The sequence below is a fragment of the Pedobacter sp. GW460-11-11-14-TSB4 genome, assembly GCF_059423705.1.
In genome coordinates, this window is sequence record NZ_JBWKYI010000007.1 from 1 (window position 1) to 17,882 (window position 17,882).

Sequence of the window (17,882 nt, forward strand, 5' to 3'; positions counted from 1 at the left end):
TGGAAATGAATTAAAGATTATATTTTTATGCAGTAACATGATCATAATGAACTGGGAACTACTTAGAAAAAAGATATATTATATTGATGGCTCCTTAAGGGATGTCTATATTAAAGATACAAGCATGGAAGATTGGGAAAAATGGATAGATCTCGTCAATACTAAATATGAAGTGAAATTTTATAATGTGCTTTCGGGTGAAATTGAAAGCCAGACAGATCATGCTATTGAAAGTAAAAATATCGAATATCAAAAAAATGACAGGCAATAATAGCTTAAAGAGCTTATCGATTATCTCATTAACAATCTTATTCCTGCTATTAGTCTGGAATATAGTCCCAATAATACAGATTAGAATGCAGTTGGTTAGTGATTTTATCCCTAACGACATTATTTATGAAGTAGCCAAACCTTATATCTACATCAGTTCGGTTTTGGTTTTTGCTAACATTATAGCATTTATATTATTCTTTCTCAAGAAATATTTACCAGTGGTTATTATGGGTAGTATTGCCTTTTGTATTCATGGAGTATATATTTTTTTGAATTAATTATACTTACTCATTTCCACCCCGCCCTGCAGGCACCCCTCCAAAGGAGGGGAATGAATATGCGCCAGAAAGCTAGCAAACCCAAATAACACCTCAACCCAAATTTAACTAAACCTGATAAAAGCGGCAGCTCCCGATTTCTCCATCGATGAAAAAGCATTGCCATCGGGACTATAGCGGTTAGCAGGGCTGCCATCACCGAAGCATTACCAAAGCACCTTTTCTAAAGATTTTAAAACTACTTATAAACTGCCTTGCTGATACCGCTCAAGAAGGGGAATGATTTGGTTTCGGGTTCAAAAAATACAGCTATTTCATCTGTTTAAACGTTTCAATAGAAATTTCGAAATAAAATTCAAAAAACATTTGCATTTTAAAAAAATAATCTTCTACTTTACGGTGTACAAAGTACACCAAGACGAGATGAATTTTAACACTTCAATTATTACAACAATTATTATTACCACCGGTATAAACCAGCGGGGCTAATTTGTTGTAAATTGAAAAAACATAAAACACAGAGAGCGTCCCGATGAAAATCGGGACGCTTTTTTTTTAACCCATGCTGAATGAAACCTGCACAAGCAACAATACAAACGATGAAATAATTTGCGCAGTACCAAACAGTTAAAACCAATATAAACTAATGAAAGTACTCAAATTCGGCGGCACATCCGTAGGTTCGGCCGAGAACATTAAAACCCTCTTACGCCTGGTTGGCGAAGAAAAACAGAAGAACAGCCCGGTAGTTGTATTATCGGCAATGAGTGGTGTAACCAATTTACTTACCGAAATGGCCGAAATGGCTGAGCGTGGTGAAGATTACGATACCCATTTAAAAGAAATCGAAGCAAAACACTTTGCTGTCATCCGCTCGCTTTTACCTGCGGCTGCACAAAACCCTGTGTTTACGCGATTAAAGATCTTTTTTAACGAACTGGAAGATCTGTTACAGGCAGTAGCCAATCTGCGCGAACTGAGCTTGCAGACCAAAGATCAGATTTTAAGCTATGGTGAGCGTTGTTCTACCTTTATGATCAGCCATATTGCCTCGAAAAACATCGGCGATTCAATTTATGTTAATGGATCTGACCTGATTAAAACCGACAGTAATTTTGGGCAAGCGAAAGTTGAAACTGAGCTGACCGAAATGCTGATCAACAATTTTTACCAGGAAAATAAAGACAAAGTACTTTTTGTTACTGGTTTTATAGCGAGCAATGCTGCCGGCAGGGTAACAACTTTAGGTCGTGGCGGCTCTGATTATACCGCAGCGGTTTGGGGTGCAGCCTTAAATGCAGAAGAGATTGAAATATGGACGGATGTAAATGGCATGATGACTGCTGATCCACGCATGGTGAAAAAGGCTTTCTCTTTACCTGAGCTGAGTTATACCGAAGCCATGGAGCTGAGTTATTTCGGTGCAAAGGTGATCTATCCGCCAACCATGATCCCTGCTTTTATGAAAAAGATTCCGATTGTGATCAAAAACACTTTCGAACCTGATTTCGCAGGAACTTATATCAAAAGCGATGTAAAAGCATCCAGTTTACCCATAAAAGGAATTTCTTCTATCGATCATATCAGCATCATTAACCTAACCGGAAGTGGCATGGTGGGTAAGGCAGGCTTTAGCGGGAGGTTATTCTCACTGCTTTCGCGCGAACAGATCAATGTCGTATTGATTACGCAATCCTCTTCAGAACACAGCATTACTTTCGCGGTTAAACCAACAGATGCTTCGCAGGCCATTTCTTTAATCAAAAAAGAATTTGAACTGGAGTTGGATGCTAAAAAACTAGAACTGCCGGAAGTTGAAAATAATTTGGCGGTATTGGCCATTGTGGGTGAAAACATGAAACGTACCCCAGGCATGAGCGGACGTTTGTTTAATGCGCTTGGCCGCAACGGTATCAACGTAAGGGCTATCGCTCAGGGTTCATCAGAATATAACATCTCGGTAATTATCAGCAAAGATGACCTATCGAAAGCAGTAAATGCAGTGCATGATGCCTTTTTTACCGACCTGAAAAGAACATTGAACGTTTTCTGTTTAGGAACCGGAAATATCGGCAAAACTTTGTTTAACCAGTTAAAGGAGCAGATGCCATTTCTGGCAGCCAATAACGATTTACAAGTTAAGGTAACTGGCATTAGCAATACACGCAAAATGATTTTCAGCGCCGATGGTCTTTCGTTAGAAAACTGGGAAACTGAGTTGAATACAAATGGTGAACCCGCAGATTTAGCAGGTTTTGTGGCAAAAATGAAAGCCCTAAACTTACCGAACTGTGTTTTTGTCGACAATACCGCTGCAGAATCGCCAATTGAATTTTATCAAGGCATATTCGAGAGCAGTATCTCTGTGGTAACCTGTAATAAAAAGGGAAACTCTGCCGATTATGCCCAGTATAAATCATTTAAAGATACGGCCCGAAAATTCGGTGTTGATTTTTATTACGAAACCAATGTAGGTGCAGGTTTGCCTATTATCCGTACGCTGCGCGAACTGATGATGAGTGGTGATAAAGTAGCGCGGATTGAAGCCATTTTATCCGGTACGATTTCTTACATCTTCAATAATTTCAAAGGCGAGGCCGGTTTTTACGAAACGGTAAAAGAAGCGCAGGAACTGGGTTATACCGAGCCAGATCCACGCGACGACTTAAATGGAAAAGACTTTATGCGTAAAATGCTGATCCTTGCCCGCGATGCCGGTTATCCATTAGAAGCCAGTGATGTGAAAATCGATAACATTTTGCCAGAAGCTTGTTTAAATGCATCTTCAGTAGAAGATTTCTATTCAGAATTACAGGCTAATGCCGCTTATTTTGAGAACCTGAAACAAACAGCTGCCAACGATGGAAAAGTTTTACGCTACATCGGCAAACTGGAAGATGGTAATGTAGAAATCAGTCTGCAAATGGTTGATGACAGTCATCCTTTTTATATGTTATCGGGAAGCGATAATATTATCTCTTTTACTACAGACCGGTATAAATCGCGTCCATTGGTGGTAAAAGGCCCGGGTGCAGGTGCAGAAGTGACCGCGGCAGGCGTTTTTGCAGATATCATCAATGTAGGTACATTAAATAAATAGTTAAGGCAATTAATAATGAAAGATAGTATAAAAGTTTTCGCCCCGGCAACCGTTGCCAACGTAGTTTGTGGTTTCGATGTATTGGGTTTCGCTGTAAATGAACCTGGTGATGAAGTTGAAATGCGATTTACCGATACACCTGGCGTGGTGATCAAAGGAATTACCGGCGATGATGGTCGATTGCCTTTAGATGCAGCGAAAAATACCGTAAGTGCGAGTGTACAACATTACTTAAAGCATATCAACCGTTTAGATGTAGGCGTAGAAATTGAACTGCATAAGAAAATGCCGATTGGCAGCGGCCTGGGCTCAAGTTCGGCCAGTACGGTTGCTGGCTTATTTGCCATTAACAAATTAATGGGCGATTTATTAAGCACTAAAGAGCTGGTTCCTTTCGCGATGAAAGGCGAGGAACTTGCCTGTGGGTATGGTCATGCCGACAATGTTGCCCCTGCTTTGTTAGGTGGTTTTGTACTGGTGAGAAGTTACGATCCACTTGATGTAATCTCTTTACCTACTCCTGCCGGCATGTATGCCGCAATTGTTTACCCTGAAGTAGATGTACCGACTAAAGATGCACGACAAATGATCCGCAGCAAAGTGGCCTTAAAAGATGCCGTTACCCAGTGGGGAAATGTTGCAGGTTTAGTGAGTGGACTATTTATGAATGATTTTGATCTGATTGGCAGAAGCATGAAAGACGTTCTGGTAGAGCCAACACGTTCGATTTTGATTCCTGGTTTTGAAGAAATGAGAAAACTCGCAATGGAAAACGGCGCAATCGGTTTCGGAATCTCAGGTTCTGGTCCATCTGTCTTCTCATTAACCAAAGACGAAGAAACGGCCAGAAAAATAACCAAATCGCAACAGCAACATTTACACAAAATAAATATTAACAGCAAAGCTTTTGTTTCTCCGGTTAACGCCGAAGGACCAAAAGTACTTTAAGTAAGGCTGGAAGGTAGAGGGTTTAAAGGTGGAGGGCTAAGCATCCAAAACCTTCCAACCTTCAACCTTTCAACCCTCCAACCTCATTAAAAATGAAACTATACTCAACCAACAATAAAGATTTACGTGTTTCTTTCAAAGAAGCCGTTTTTAATAGCATGCCGCAGGATAAAGGCTTATATATGCCTATTGAAATCCCACAGCTTGACCCCGAATTCATACAGAATATCGAAAAATATGCTTTACCTGAAATTGCTTACACAATAGCTTCAACCCTATTAAAGGATGAAATTCCAGCTGAAGATTTAAAAGCTTTAATTGATGATGCCATAAATTTTGAAGCACCAGCGGTTAAATTAGATGACAAAACCTATGTTCTCGAATTGTTCCATGGTCCATCTTTAGCGTTTAAAGATTTTGGTGCCCGCTTTATGAGCCGTGTGATGGCTTATTTCTTAAAAGATGGCGAACAACTTTTAGATGTGCTGGTTGCTACTTCCGGCGATACTGGTGGCGCAGTAGCCTTAGGTTTCCTGGGTGTACCCAATACCAGGGTAACCATACTTTACCCGGAAGGGAAAGTGAGTCCGATACAGGAACTGCAGTTAACCACCAACGGCGAAAATATCAGGGCTGTTGAAGTTAAAGGAACTTTTGATGATTGCCAGGCTTTGGTTAAACAGGCTTTTGCTGATGACGAGCTGAATGCTAAATTTAGATTGACTTCAGCCAATTCAATTAATATTTCGAGATTGATTCCACAAACATTTTACTATTTCAACACCTATGCGCAACTGAAAAAGCAAGGTTTTAAAGATGTGGTGTTTTCTGTACCAAGCGGAAATTTCGGGAATATTGGCGCAGGTTTACTGGCCTATAAATTAGGGTTACCTGTTAAACAATTTATCGCAGCTACCAATGTTAATGATACCGTTCCACGCTTTTTAGAAAGCGGTGTTTATGAAACCAAGCCATCGACCCAAACCTACTCGAATGCCATGGATGTTGGCGCGCCAAGCAATTGGGTGCGCATTATGGATCTGTTTCATAAGGATGTGGAAGCCATAAAAAAAGTGGTTACTGCTTACCGTTTTACTGATGATGAAACATTAGCAGGCATTAAAGAAATAAACAGCAAATTAAACTATGTGGCTTGTCCGCATACCGCGATTGCTTATTTGGCAGTTGAAAAATACAGAAGGGAAAACCCATCAGACGAAAGTGCAGCTGTTTTCTTATCTACGGCACACGCCTGTAAATTCCCTGATATTTTCCCTGCAGATATCGCCGCTAAAATAGAAATCCCTGAGCAGGTAAAAGCCTTAGAAAGCAAACCGAAACATGCTGATCAGTTAGGTGTGGATTTTGAAGGGTTTAAAAAGTATTTGCTTAAAGGGTAGTAAGTAAAATATAATCTATTTCGAAAGTTACTCATTCCCAACTTTGATTGGGAATCCTAATGCAGGTAACAGGCATTAAGATTCCCGCCTACGCGGGAATGACGTACTATAAGATTAGTATGCCTATTTCATACTCACTGCTAGGCGGGATTTGCAATCCCGTCTACAGAGCTAAGGATTTTTAATCCTTAATAAAAAACCAATGTTAAAGCTTAAATCGGATTATAAATCCGAAGGACAAAGGTCCGGATTACAAATCCGGACCAACTTCTGAACGAAATCTAAAGAGATAGATCTCTCTCCCAAACGTTCGGGACTGCGCTTCAGTCGAGATGACGACTCATTTCTATTATTTAGCGCCTTGCGATTTTAATGTTTTCAACTCGCGTTGCAATTCTTCAATCTGTAACTGTTGTTCCTTTATACTGGCCACCAAAAGCGGCACTAAACTTTCATAATCAACCTTGGTAATGGTGGCGCTTTTAAAAGCATTTTTTCCGGAACTGTAATCTTTTGACTGCACCGAAACGATCCCTGGAACGGCTGCCTTTGCATCGGCACCCACAAAACCATACTGTGGTTTAGCAGATAACTTCAACTTCTCAGCCCAGGCTTTATCATAGGTAAAACTTACCGGCTCGAGTTTAGTAACCTGGCCTAAGGCATTTTCTACCGGTTTAACATTGTTTTGCACCACTTCTTGTGCGCTGATTTTTAAAGAGGCAGCGATTAACAGCACTGCGAATGAAATTGCTCGTTTCATATATATTAGGTTGTAATTTTTGAAATAGAAAATTGGTTCCGCGTTTGCGAAACAGAAAATAAACTTAAAAAGATGAGTTTATACGGAAGGTGGCGGTGTTAAAACTTCCGGAAAGTAAGCCAGCTGAAACGAATGATCAGGAATAACTACCTTTTTTGAAGTTTGAAGGGTAAAATTCATATCGCCGTGAAACATGATCTGCTGAATGGCATATTCGGGTTCCACTTTCTTTTCTTCTTTCTCTGTTGCGTCGTCGTTTGTAGACAAATGTTCAACATTGTCGGCAGAATAACTTAAATACGAAACCACATGGCTCACTTTCAAGAAAAAAGCTAGTGCTATGCAGCTAATGAGGATGTATTTAAGGACATAAAACTTCATTCCTGCAAATATAAGCCCTAGGCCTTAAAAACAATAATTTTAAGGTTAAAGTTCTGTAAGAATTTCGAGCATTGTGGCAATGGCCAGCTCAACATCAGCAGCTGACGTTCTCCAGTTTACAAACGCAGCACGGATTCCTTTCCTCCCATTATAAAAGGTAGGAGTCATAAATACTTTTCCGCTTTCATTTAATTTATTCAGGAATGTTGCCACTAAACTTTCATCGGTTAGCGAAAAACAAACGGTATTTAAACGCACTGGTGCCAATAATCCGAAGTTTGGATTTTCATTAATGAAATCGCCAAACTGTAAAGCCACTTCAACATTACTTTCTACAATTTCCTGATAGCCTTGTTTTCCGTAGCTGGTCAGTGTAAACCATGCAGGTAAAGCTTTTAGGCGGCGGGAGTTTTCAGGCAGGAAATTTAAATAACTAAAATTTTCCATCGGATTGCCCAAATAGGCTGCATTTGAATTCTGAAAAGTTTCTACCTGCAGCAACTGGTGTTTTTCTTTCACCAAAAACACAGCGCTTTCGTAGGGTACATTTAACCACTTGTGGCAATCGACGGTAATGCTATCAGCATTTCCCCAGCCATTAAGCAGATGACTGTATTTAGGCGAACAAGCGGCAAAACCGCCAAAAGCGGCATCGATATGCCACCAGAAATTATATTTTTCTTTTAAGAGATTGATGGCTTCAAAATCATCAAAATCCACCGTATTTACCGTTCCGGCGCTAGAAATTAAGATAAAAGGTTCTCCTTTTAGTTCCTGTATTTTAAGTTCCAGATCGCTAACATCCAGGGCTTCGCGGTTGCCCTGCAGGACGTTTACTTGGATAAAATTGCCACTTCCCAAACCCAGCATCGATAAGGATTTAATGGCTGATGAATGTGGTGTGGCAGATAACACTTTTACATTGCCCGACACGCCTTCCCTGGCGAAATCTTTCCCAAATTGTTTGCCAATCCATTGTCTGGCAACAGCCAGACAGGTAAAATTAGAAAGTGTAGCACCTGTTACAAAACCACCGAAAAAATCTTTGGGTAGGTTAAATAACGAAAGTAATAACTGAATGGTTTCCAGTTCGATGATCGCTGAAACATCGCCATTACCTTTTGCACTTTGCGTATTCTGATCATATATCGTTGATAACCAATCGCCGGCGATAGCCGCAGGTGTTGTTCCACCGGTTACAAAGCCCCAATATCTGGGACCAGATGAGGCCACCATAATAGGTTCAAAACGTTGGTTAAACTGCTTCAGTGCTTCGATGGCACCAGAACCCTGATCGCTTAAATCGCGGATGATTTCAACTTCTGTATTACCGGCTGTTGGCCGTTCATGAATATGATTTAAATAATCTATGCCCTGCTGTTTAACCGTTGTTAAGATGGCATCAAGGTTTTGTTGGTCGGTATTTAAATTATTCATGATGATAATGTTTATGGAATAAAGAAAAATACGTCATTGCGAGGCACGAAGCAATCCTACAACGATCGCTAATTAACCCAGCGCTTTAAGATTGCTTCGTGCCTCGCAATGACGATGCTTTTTAGGCTAAAAAATAGCCTTCGCAATCTTTTTCGTCTGCTCAGGGCGACCCATCGTATAAAAATGTAATACCGGAGCGCCAAAATCAATCAGTTCTTTACATTGTTTAATCATCGCTTCCGTACCAATTTCTTTTGCCTCGTTATTGTTTTTAGCATGCGATAGCGCATCGGTCAACTCATCAGGTAAGTCGATGTGAAAAATCTTAGGCAACACATTCAACTGCGACAAGGTACTGATGGGCTTCAATCCTGGTATAATCGGTACATTGATATCGTTTTCCCTGCATTTCTTTACGAAATCGAAATATTTCTGATTATCGAAAAACATCTGCGTTACAATAAATTCAGCTCCTGCCTCTACCTTCTTTTTCAGGTATTTAAAATCGGTACTCATATTAGGTGCCTCGAAATGCTTTTCAGGATAACCGGCAACGCCAATACAGAAATCGCTTTTAAAGGTTTCAACATCTTCGTGCAAAAATTTACCTTCATTATGGTTTTTAATGTGCTCAATCAGATCTGTAGCATAACAGTGCCCGCCTGGTGTAGGAACAAAATTTCCATCTGCCTTACGTGCATCGCCTCGTAAGGCCAGCACATTATCAATACCCAAAAACTGTAAATCGATCAATGCATTTTCGGTTTCTTCTTTGGTAAACCCACCACAAATTAAATGCGGAACAGCATCAACTTTATATTTATGGATAATGGCCGCACAAATGGCAATGGTACCCGGACGCTTACGATAAGATACCTTTTGTAACAAACCGTTGGCTTGTTCTTTATAAATGTAATCTTCACGGAGTGAAGTCACATCAATAAAAGGTGGATTAAACTCCAATAGTGGTTCAATCGCATCATAAATCCATTGTATGCTTTGTCCTTTTACAGGCGGTAATAATTCAAAAGAGAATAAGGTTTTACCCTTTGCGTTTTTTATATGGTCTGTAATCTTCATAACCCTAATCCCGAATAATCGGGACTTTAAATTTTAATTTGTATACAATTCCCTGCCCTGTAGGGGCTGGGGGTTAATAAGCTAAATTCGGACTTAACCACCGCTCCACTTCTTCAACCGGCATATTCTTTCTGATGGCATAGTCTTCAATCTGATCTTTGGTGATTTTCCCTAAACCGAAATACCTCGAATCGGGATGCGCGAAATAAAATCCGCTTACCGCCGCTGTTGGATACATGGCGTAACTTTCGGTTAAGTGCAATCCGATTTTATTCTCCGCATCAAGTAACTGGAATAAAGTTCCTTTTTCAGTATGTTCCGGACAGGCAGGATAACCAGGTGCCGGACGGATACCTGCATATTCTTCTTTAATCAATTCCTGGTTGCTCAAATTTTCATCCTGTGCATAACCCCAATATTCTTTACGGACACGTTCGTGCATACGTTCTGCGAAAGCCTCTGCCAAACGATCGGCCAGCGCTTTGGCCATAATGCTGTTGTAATCATCGTAATTCGATTCAAACTCATTGACCAGTTCATCAATCCCGATACCTGCCGTTACTGCAAAACCACCAAAATAATCCTGAATGCCACTTTCCTTCGGCGCAATAAAATCAGATAAAGCATAATAAGGCTGACCATCTACTTTTTCGGCCTGCTGACGGAGGGTGTGAATAGTTACCAGTTGGGAGTTTTCAGTTTTCAGTTTGGAATCGTTTGATAACTGGGAACTATCAACTGTCAACTGAATATCGTCTCCTACTGTATTTGCTGGCCAGAAACCGATTACGGCTCTTGCTGTTAACAGTTTTTCGTCGAGGATGCGTTTTAATAAGGTCTGTGCATCATCAAAAAGTTTCTTCGCTTCGTCGCCTACATTTTTATCGTCGAAAATTTTCGGATAACTGCCACGAAGTTCCCAGGTATGGAAAAATGGTGTCCAATCGATGTAAGGAACCAGTTCTTCTAAAGGATAATTATCGAAAACCCTTGTTCCTGTAAATTCCGGAACAGGTAAGTTGGGTTGAAAATCGATCTTAAACCTATTTTCGCGGGCTTCTTCCAGTGTTTTAAAACGTTTATCCGATCGTTTATTTAAATGCGCTTCACGGGCTTTATCATATTCAGCCCTGATGCCTGCTACATATTCATCTTTTGTTTCCGGATTCATCAAGGTGCTGCAAACGGTAACACTTCTGGAAGCATCTAACACGTGGATAGCAGGTCCTGAATAATTTGGCGCTACTTTTACTGCAGCGTGGATTCTTGAGGTTGTGGCACCACCTATAATTAATGGAATGGTAAAACCTTCGCGCTCCATTTCTTTAGCAAAGTGAACCATTTCATCTAGTGATGGCGTAATCAATCCACTTAATCCAATAATATCGGCATTTATTTCTTTGGCTTTTTTAATGATTTCCTGTGCCGGAACCATTACGCCCATATCAACAATCTCGAAATTATTACAAGCCAGTACTACGCCCACAATATTTTTCCCAATATCGTGCACATCACCTTTTACAGTCGCCATCAATACTCTTCCTGCTGACGAATTCTGATCCTGATCCGGATTATCCAGTTTCTCCTGTTCGATAAACGGCAATAAATAAGCCACGGCTTTTTTCATTACCCTTGCCGATTTTACCACCTGAGGCAAGAACATTTTTCCCGCACCGAATAAATCACCTACAATGTTCATCCCGTCCATCAATGGCCCTTCGATCACCTGAATCGGGCGGGCATATTTTTGTCTGGCTTCTTCCACATCATCATCCAGATATTCAACAATTCCTTTAACCAAGGAATGAGATAATCTCTCTTCAACAGAACCTTTCCGCCACTCTTCATCTTTAACCACCTCTTTACCTTTCGATTTTACGGTATCGGCATATTCTACCAAACGCTCCGTGGCATCGTCTCTGCGGTTTAAGAGCACATCTTCTACCCTTTCTAACAATTCGGGTGGAATTTCCTGATAAACCTCCAACATTCCGGCGTTCACAATCCCCATATCTAAACCAGCCTGGATGGCGTGATAAAGAAATGCAGAGTGCATCGCTTCGCGAACGGTATTATTCCCCCTGAAAGAGAAAGAAATGTTAGAAACCCCTCCGCTCACTTTAGCATGAGGCAGGTTTTCTTTGATCCAACGGGTGGCATTTATAAAATCGACAGCATAATTGTTATGCTCTTCGAGTCCTGTTGCTACGGTTAAGATGTTCGGGTCGAAAATAATATCCTCTGCCGGAAAACCAATTTCGTTTACCAGGATATCGTAACTTCTTTTACAAATCTCTTTCCTGCGCTCGTAATTATCGGCCTGACCTTGCTCATCAAAAGCCATGACTACCACAGCAGCACCGTATTGCATAATTTTGCGGGCGCTTTCGCGGAATTTATCTTCACCTTCTTTTAATGAGATGGAGTTTACGATGCCTTTTCCTTGTAAACATTTTAAGCCATTTTCGATAACCGACCATTTAGATGAATCGACCATGATTGGCAATTTGGCAATATCCGGTTCAGAAGCAATGAGGTTCAAAAACTTAGTCATCGCGGCTTCTGAATCCAACATCCCTTCATCCATGTTCACATCAATTACCTGCGCACCACCTTCAACCTGTTGTAAGGCAACAGCCAGTGCAGCTTCGTAATCGCCACCCAAAATCAGCTTGGAGAACTTAGGAGATCCTGTAATATTGGTTCTTTCACCAATATTTACGAAAATGCTCTCCGGGGTAATGGTTACAGGCTCCAATCCGCTTAAACGCATGTAAGGCTCCAGTACCGGAATTTTGCGGGGTTCGGCTTTCCTTGCATTTTTAGCAATACAGCCAATATGTTCTGGTGTAGTACCACAACAGCCTCCCACGATGTTCACAAAACCTGATGCAATAAAGTCATCAACCAAATGTGCCGTTTCGTGCGGTTGTTCATCATAAGCACCAAATTCGTTTGGCAAGCCTGCATTCGGATAAGCCGAAACATAACAACCTGCTTTTGCAGCGAGTTCCTCAATATGCGGACGCATTTCTTTAGCACCCAAAGCACAGTTAAAACCAATACTTAATGGTTTTGCATGCATGACAGAGTTTAAGAAAGCTTCGGCAGTTTGACCTGAAAGTGTCCTTCCGGAAGCATCGGTAATGGTGCCGGAAATCATGATCTCCAGTTTACGGCCAATTACCTCTTCATATTTTTTAATGGCTACAATGGCCACTTTAGCATTTAAAGTATCGAAAATGGTTTCGATTAATAATACATCCGAACCACCATCAACCAAACCACGTACCTGCTCGTAATAAGCGGCTTCCAGCTCATCAAAATAAACCGCCCTAAAACCAGGGTCGTTTACATTAGGCGACATGGAAAGGGTACGGTTGGTTGGGCCAATAGCACCAGCCACAAAACATTTACGGTCTGGATTTGCAGCCATAAACTCGTTTACGGCTTCTTTTGCTACACGTGCACCTTCGAAACTCATTTCGTAAGAAAGGTCTTCCATCTGGTAATCGGCCATGGAAATGCGCTGTGTACTAAATGTGTTGGTTTCGATAATATCGGCACCAGACGCCAGGTACTCCAGGTGTATTGTTTTAATAATATCCGGACGTGTGATGTTGAGCAAATCGTTATTGCCTTTTACATCACAGGGATGGTTTTTAAATCGCTCCCCTCTAAAATCTTCTTCGGTTAAGGTATATCGCTGAATCATGGTACCCATTGCACCATCAATCACCAAAATACGTTTTTCTAATTCTTCTCTTATACCCATTTGTTGTGTAAAATGTGGGATGGAAAATGGAAAATGGCAAGACACATCATACATCTTCCATTATACATTATTACATCCTAAAAGGCTTATTTAAAAAGTTGGTACGTGAATCGTAATCCTAAACTTATCTGTTTCCGCTATTTGCAGAATAGAATTTAGCACCTTGTATGGTTACAGGTTGCTAAGACTTCGTTGGGTCTAATCCCTCCGTCTTTCTTAATAAGCATACAAAAATGCAACAAAGCAACATCAATTCCAAAAATTATCGCTTCGCTACCAAATAAAATTACAAAGGCCACGCAAAACTGCGCAGCCTTAAGAATATTGTTCTGTTATTTAGGTTTATCTTCTGTTACCGAAAATGCGTAACAGCGACAAAAACAAGTTGATAAAAGTGATATAAAGCGACAACGCACCCATAATTGCTAGCTTTTTGCTCTCATTTACACCTAAAGTGTTTCCATTTTCATCTAATCCTTCACCAATTCTTTTAAGCTCCTGAACTTTGTACGCAGTTAATGCAGTAAAAATCGCCACTCCGATAAAACCCATAATGTAACCCAATGTTGAGCTACCTAAAAACATATTGATTATGCTGATGATCACCAAACCGATTACACCTGCAAATAATATAGGGCCAAATTTACTTAAATCGGTATCTGTGGTATATCCCATTATTGCCATTACCGCAAATATCGCAGCAGCCGCAGCAAAACTAATTACAACTGATGGCAAGGAATAAGTTAACAAGATAAAGCTGAGCATTACTCCTGTTAATATAGAATAAAGCAAAAACACACCGATTAATGCCTGATAAGACATTCGCTGCATACCAGCACCCATTAAGAATACTAATCCTAGAGGAGCAAATATTGCGATGTATCCTAAAACGGTAAAGCCGCCCTTACCTGTTTGTGGGTTATAGGATAAAAGATAATCCAATACCGCCGGTGTACTGGCGATAAAATAAGCTGCAACTGTAGAAACAGCTAATGCGACGAACATCCATAAGAAAACATTTCCGAAGAAACGTTTAGATGCAGATTTTTCCTGTACAAAAACACTGTTGTCCTGATATTGATAATTTTGTTGTTCCATTTTAAATTTTATGTATTTAACTATATAAAAATAAATATTTAGTTTAATCTTTTTGTCAGTAGTTCTTCAACTTTTTTAAAGAACTGTAAAGGTTTTAAGGTGCGCCATGGCAGGTTGTCAAAAGCACCACCAAAGTTAATGTAATAATCGATGTTATTGTCGCGAAACTCGGTAATAACGTGTTGCTGAAAATTTACCCCAACAATCCAGCCGTCTTCTACTTCCTGAAACCACTCTTCGTAATAACTATCGTCAGAAGCATGGAAATTTAGCACATTTTCTCCGATCAGGATAAATTTATTAATACCTTCATCCATCATCAGCTCTAAAATATCGCGTTTCAGCAGCATAATATCGTTATTAATGGCATCATTCCACTCGCCTATAAACTCGATAATGGCATAACTGCGATCGTAATCGGCATATAACACCTTCATGTACAGGGTACTCGAACCAAATTCGTCCCACTGCGGGTGCAATAAAAAGTTATAAATCTGCTTATCGAAGTAAAGTTCTGAATATTCGGTATTGTAAAATGGCGATCGCTCATCTTCTGCCGAAATGTAATCATCTCTCCACTGATAATAAGGCTCAATTTCGTGCATACTTCTTTCTAATTATGAATGAGTGAATGTTTGGTATTGTGCTAAGCTCAATCATTCTTTAATTCTATCACTCAAACATGCTCTCCTTTTTAATGTCTTGCTGCAACAGCTTTACGTACACTTCCGTAACGGGTTAACAATTCGGCGGCTTCCTCATAACCAATATTTAACTCATCGGCAACCATTTGTGTACCGCGGTCTACCAGTTTATGATTGGTTAACTGCATATCAACCATTTTATTACCCACAACACGCCCCAGTTGAACCATAACAGTAGTGCTTAACATGTTTAACACCAGTTTCTGTGCAGTGCCCGATTTCATCCGTGTAGAACCGGTAACAAACTCAGGTCCAACCACCACTTCAACCGGAAAATCCGATTCTGCAGCAATAGGTCCGCCGGTATTACAAACAATGCAACCCGTTAAAATGCCATGCTTACGTGCCGTGTTTAAACCACCAATTACATACGGTGTAGTACCCGATGCGGCCAGGCCAACCAAACAATCTTTTTCATTAATTTCAAATTCCTGAAGATCTTTCCAGGCTTGTTCGGCATCATCTTCAGCAAATTCTACTGCTCTTCTAATTGCAGTATCGCCACCGGCAATTATCCCAACAACCCAATCAAAAGGAACACCATATGTAGGCGGGCATTCTGATGCATCTACTACACCCAAACGGCCGCTCGTACCTGCACCAATATAAAAAAGACGACCACCTTTTTTCATGCGCTCGGCAACTGCCGAAGTTAATTTTTCGATCTGAGGCAAAGATTTTTCAACTGCAAATGCTACAGTTTTATCTTCGTTATTAATGCCCTGCAAAACTTCTAACACCGACATCTGATCGATGTGGTCATAGTTAGATTCTTGCTCGGTAACTCTATTCATAAATTTAATTTTGATAAAATTCGGTAAATTCTTTCTAAAAACTGCGCTAAAAACCCAAAAATATCTGTCATAAATTTCAAGTGAAGCCTTCCCCCCGTTAATTAATGTTAAATATTATAAACAAAAGACATGAAAATGCAGTTAAAAAATATATCAACTCGCTAATTTTCATAAATTTGCAGTAACGCTGATGAAAAAAAATACCCGAAATAACATACTGATCGCTGTAAGCTATTCTGTAATTTTAATAGTGGGTATGTTTTTGGGCATAAAATTTATTAAAGATCAAGGCTTTGGCATTAAAAAGAGTCCTCAGCTAGCCAGCAATAGCGACGAAAAATTAAACGAAATCCTACACATCATCAACGGCAATTATGTTGATGACATCAATACCGATTCGCTTCAGAATTTACCTATCGATAGCGTTTTACACCAACTCGATCCGCATAGTGTTTACCTGCCACCAACTGATGCGCAAGATATGACCGATAACCTGGAAGGGAACTTTGAAGGTGTAGGCATAGAATATTACATGCTTAACGATACCATGATGGTGACCGGTGTGGTTAAAGACGGACCGGCTTACCAAGCGGGCATTAAATTGGGCGATAAAATCCTGAGTATTGATACGGCTGTAGTAAGCGGACGAAACCTGCCCAAAGATCAACTTACCGGTCGTTTTAAAGGTAGATCAGGTACTGGTGTGAGTGTAGTCCTTTTACACCCGGGCGCTCCGCAAAGTAACCGCATTATGGTTACCCGTGGAAAAGTAAACATCAGTAGCATTGATGCCGCCTACATGATCAATAACGAAACAGGTTATGTGCGGATTAGTAAATTTGGCGCCAATACCGATAACGATTTCTCTGCTGCAGCCAATAACCTGAAAGCAAGGGGCATGAAAAAACTGATTCTTGATTTACGTGATAATGGCGGTGGTTATTTTACCGCAGCTACAGGTTTGGCCGACCAGTTTTTAGCAGAGAATAAACTTATCGTGTATACACAGGGCAAACACGAACCACGTACCGATTATTTCTCTACCGGAACAGGTGCTTTTCAAAATGGTAAACTGGCGGTGTTGATTAATGAAAATACCGCATCTGCCAGCGAAATTGTAGCTGGGGCCATTCAGGATTTGGGGCGCGGGATTATAGTTGGCCGCCGCTCTTTTGGTAAAGGTTTGGTACAGGAACAATTTGCCTTTGGCGATGGCTCAGCGCTGAACTTAACCATCGCGAGATATTATACCCCATCCGGCCGTAGCATTCAAAAATCGTACAAGAAAGGTTATGATGCCTACAAACATGAATTAGACGAACGCATGATGGATGGAGAGCTTACCGGAGACCGTACCTCTTTTCAGGATTCTATTGAGAAAGCTGAAGGCGTAAATGTTCAGCCTGGCAGAAAAATTAAGCCCATTGGTGGTATCCAGCCAGATGTATTTGTGAAATTAGATACAACAGGCTACAATAAGTTTTACAGTAACCTGGTGAGCAAGAAAGTACTTTCTGATTATGTATTTAATGTCCTCACCAATAAGTACAGCGCCAGTTTTGTAGAGCAGAACATCAATATTTTTACCATGAACGATAACGACTTTAAAGACTTTATCGGGTTTCTACAACGCAAAAATGTAACAATAGATCGTTTCCAGTTATACAATTCGAAAAATGTGATCTTAAACGACCTTAAAGCTTTGCTTTGTCGCTATTACCTGGGCGATGTGGGCTACTACAAGGCAGCAAACCAGACCGACAATGCGGTAAGGCAAGCACTCCTTAACCTTCAGTAGCCATATTTTATATTTCATGGAGGATAAATGCATAGCTAGAATTAAATTTTAAT

13 protein-coding genes and 1 riboswitch are annotated in these 17,882 nt (G+C 40.4%); of the genes, 5 read left to right on the forward strand and 8 right to left on the reverse strand.

Annotation, left to right across the window (positions count from 1 at the left end):
• The 4 genes from AC07YT_RS08900 to thrC all read left to right on the forward strand — a co-directional run.
• Positions 1–271, forward strand: a 271-nt coding sequence (locus tag AC07YT_RS08900) for a hypothetical protein (RefSeq protein WP_494945284.1), incomplete at its 5' end; no start/stop codon positions are given.
• Positions 272–1,197: 926 nt separating this feature from the next.
• Positions 1,198–3,651 (forward strand): bifunctional aspartate kinase/homoserine dehydrogenase I, encoded by a 2,454-nt coding sequence (thrA, locus tag AC07YT_RS08905; RefSeq protein WP_086548861.1) that lies wholly within the window; start codon positions 1,198–1,200, stop codon positions 3,649–3,651.
• A 15-nt stretch (positions 3,652–3,666) separates the two neighbouring features.
• The gene (locus tag AC07YT_RS08910; RefSeq protein WP_086548860.1) at positions 3,667–4,599 is read left to right on the forward strand and encodes a homoserine kinase; all 933 of its coding nucleotides are present in this window, start codon (positions 3,667–3,669) and stop codon (positions 4,597–4,599) included.
• Positions 4,600–4,691: 92 nt separating this feature from the next.
• A complete protein-coding gene (thrC, locus tag AC07YT_RS08915; RefSeq protein ID WP_086548859.1) occupies positions 4,692–5,999 on the forward strand; it encodes a threonine synthase in 1,308 nt (435 codons plus the stop codon).
• Positions 6,000–6,348: 349 nt separating this feature from the next.
• Here thrC and AC07YT_RS08920 read toward each other — a convergent pair whose 3' ends face one another.
• The 8 genes from AC07YT_RS08920 to murQ form a co-directional block, all read right to left on the reverse strand.
• Positions 6,349–6,762 (reverse strand): tail fiber domain-containing protein, encoded by a 414-nt coding sequence (locus AC07YT_RS08920; RefSeq protein ID WP_086548858.1) that lies wholly within the window; start codon positions 6,760–6,762, stop codon positions 6,349–6,351.
• Between the two features lie 78 nt (positions 6,763–6,840).
• Positions 6,841–7,143 (reverse strand): hypothetical protein, encoded by a 303-nt coding sequence (locus AC07YT_RS08925; protein ID WP_086548857.1) that lies wholly within the window; start codon positions 7,141–7,143, stop codon positions 6,841–6,843.
• Between the two features lie 45 nt (positions 7,144–7,188).
• Positions 7,189–8,580, reverse strand: a complete 1,392-nt coding sequence (locus AC07YT_RS08930; protein ID WP_086548856.1) for a pyridoxal phosphate-dependent decarboxylase family protein — start codon at positions 8,578–8,580, stop codon at positions 7,189–7,191.
• A gap of 126 nt (positions 8,581–8,706) precedes the next feature.
• Entirely contained in the window at positions 8,707–9,660 is a 954-nt protein-coding gene (gene metF / locus AC07YT_RS08935; protein ID WP_025146299.1) for a methylenetetrahydrofolate reductase [NAD(P)H], read from the reverse strand.
• A 73-nt stretch (positions 9,661–9,733) separates the two neighbouring features.
• Positions 9,734–13,435: a methionine synthase gene (gene metH, locus AC07YT_RS08940; protein WP_086548855.1), complete on the reverse strand. Its 3,702-nt coding sequence runs from the start codon at positions 13,433–13,435 to the stop codon at positions 9,734–9,736.
• A 121-nt stretch (positions 13,436–13,556) separates the two neighbouring features.
• Positions 13,557–13,661, reverse strand: a riboswitch (SAM riboswitch).
• Between the two features lie 116 nt (positions 13,662–13,777).
• A complete protein-coding gene (locus AC07YT_RS08945; RefSeq protein WP_086548854.1) occupies positions 13,778–14,533 on the reverse strand; it encodes a Bax inhibitor-1/YccA family protein in 756 nt (251 codons plus the stop codon).
• 38 nt (positions 14,534–14,571) lie between these two features.
• Positions 14,572–15,138 (reverse strand): hypothetical protein, encoded by a 567-nt coding sequence (locus AC07YT_RS08950; protein ID WP_086548853.1) that lies wholly within the window; start codon positions 15,136–15,138, stop codon positions 14,572–14,574.
• A gap of 89 nt (positions 15,139–15,227) precedes the next feature.
• A complete protein-coding gene (gene murQ, locus AC07YT_RS08955) occupies positions 15,228–16,031 on the reverse strand; it encodes an N-acetylmuramic acid 6-phosphate etherase (protein WP_086548852.1) in 804 nt (267 codons plus the stop codon).
• Positions 16,032–16,221: 190 nt separating this feature from the next.
• Here murQ and AC07YT_RS08960 point away from each other — a divergent pair, with 190 nt between their 5' ends.
• Positions 16,222–17,829 carry a S41 family peptidase gene (locus AC07YT_RS08960; protein WP_086548851.1) on the forward strand — a complete coding sequence of 536 codons (1,608 nt, stop codon included), beginning with the start codon at positions 16,222–16,224 and terminating at the stop codon, positions 17,827–17,829.
• Positions 17,830–17,882: the final 53 nt, after the last annotated feature.

Excerpts from the sequence above, each read along its gene's own strand:
- thrA (WP_086548861.1), top strand. The coding sequence starts at position 1,198 with ATGAAAGTACTCAAATTCGGCGGCACATCCGTAGGTTCGGCCGAGAAC.
- AC07YT_RS08910 (WP_086548860.1), top strand. The coding sequence starts at position 3,667 with ATGAAAGATAGTATAAAAGTTTTCGCCCCGGCAACCGTTGCCAACGTA.
- thrC (WP_086548859.1), top strand. The coding sequence starts at position 4,692 with ATGAAACTATACTCAACCAACAATAAAGATTTACGTGTTTCTTTCAAA.
- AC07YT_RS08920 (WP_086548858.1), bottom strand. The coding sequence starts at position 6,762 with ATGAAACGAGCAATTTCATTCGCAGTGCTGTTAATCGCTGCCTCTTTA.
- AC07YT_RS08925 (WP_086548857.1), bottom strand. The coding sequence starts at position 7,143 with ATGAAGTTTTATGTCCTTAAATACATCCTCATTAGCTGCATAGCACTA.
- AC07YT_RS08930 (WP_086548856.1), bottom strand. The coding sequence starts at position 8,580 with ATGAATAATTTAAATACCGACCAACAAAACCTTGATGCCATCTTAACA.
- metF (WP_025146299.1), bottom strand. The coding sequence starts at position 9,660 with ATGAAGATTACAGACCATATAAAAAACGCAAAGGGTAAAACCTTATTC.
- metH (WP_086548855.1), bottom strand. The coding sequence starts at position 13,435 with ATGGGTATAAGAGAAGAATTAGAAAAACGTATTTTGGTGATTGATGGT.
- AC07YT_RS08945 (WP_086548854.1), bottom strand. The coding sequence starts at position 14,533 with ATGGAACAACAAAATTATCAATATCAGGACAACAGTGTTTTTGTACAG.
- AC07YT_RS08950 (WP_086548853.1), bottom strand. The coding sequence starts at position 15,138 with ATGCACGAAATTGAGCCTTATTATCAGTGGAGAGATGATTACATTTCG.
- murQ (WP_086548852.1), bottom strand. The coding sequence starts at position 16,031 with ATGAATAGAGTTACCGAGCAAGAATCTAACTATGACCACATCGATCAG.
- AC07YT_RS08960 (WP_086548851.1), top strand. The coding sequence starts at position 16,222 with ATGAAAAAAAATACCCGAAATAACATACTGATCGCTGTAAGCTATTCT.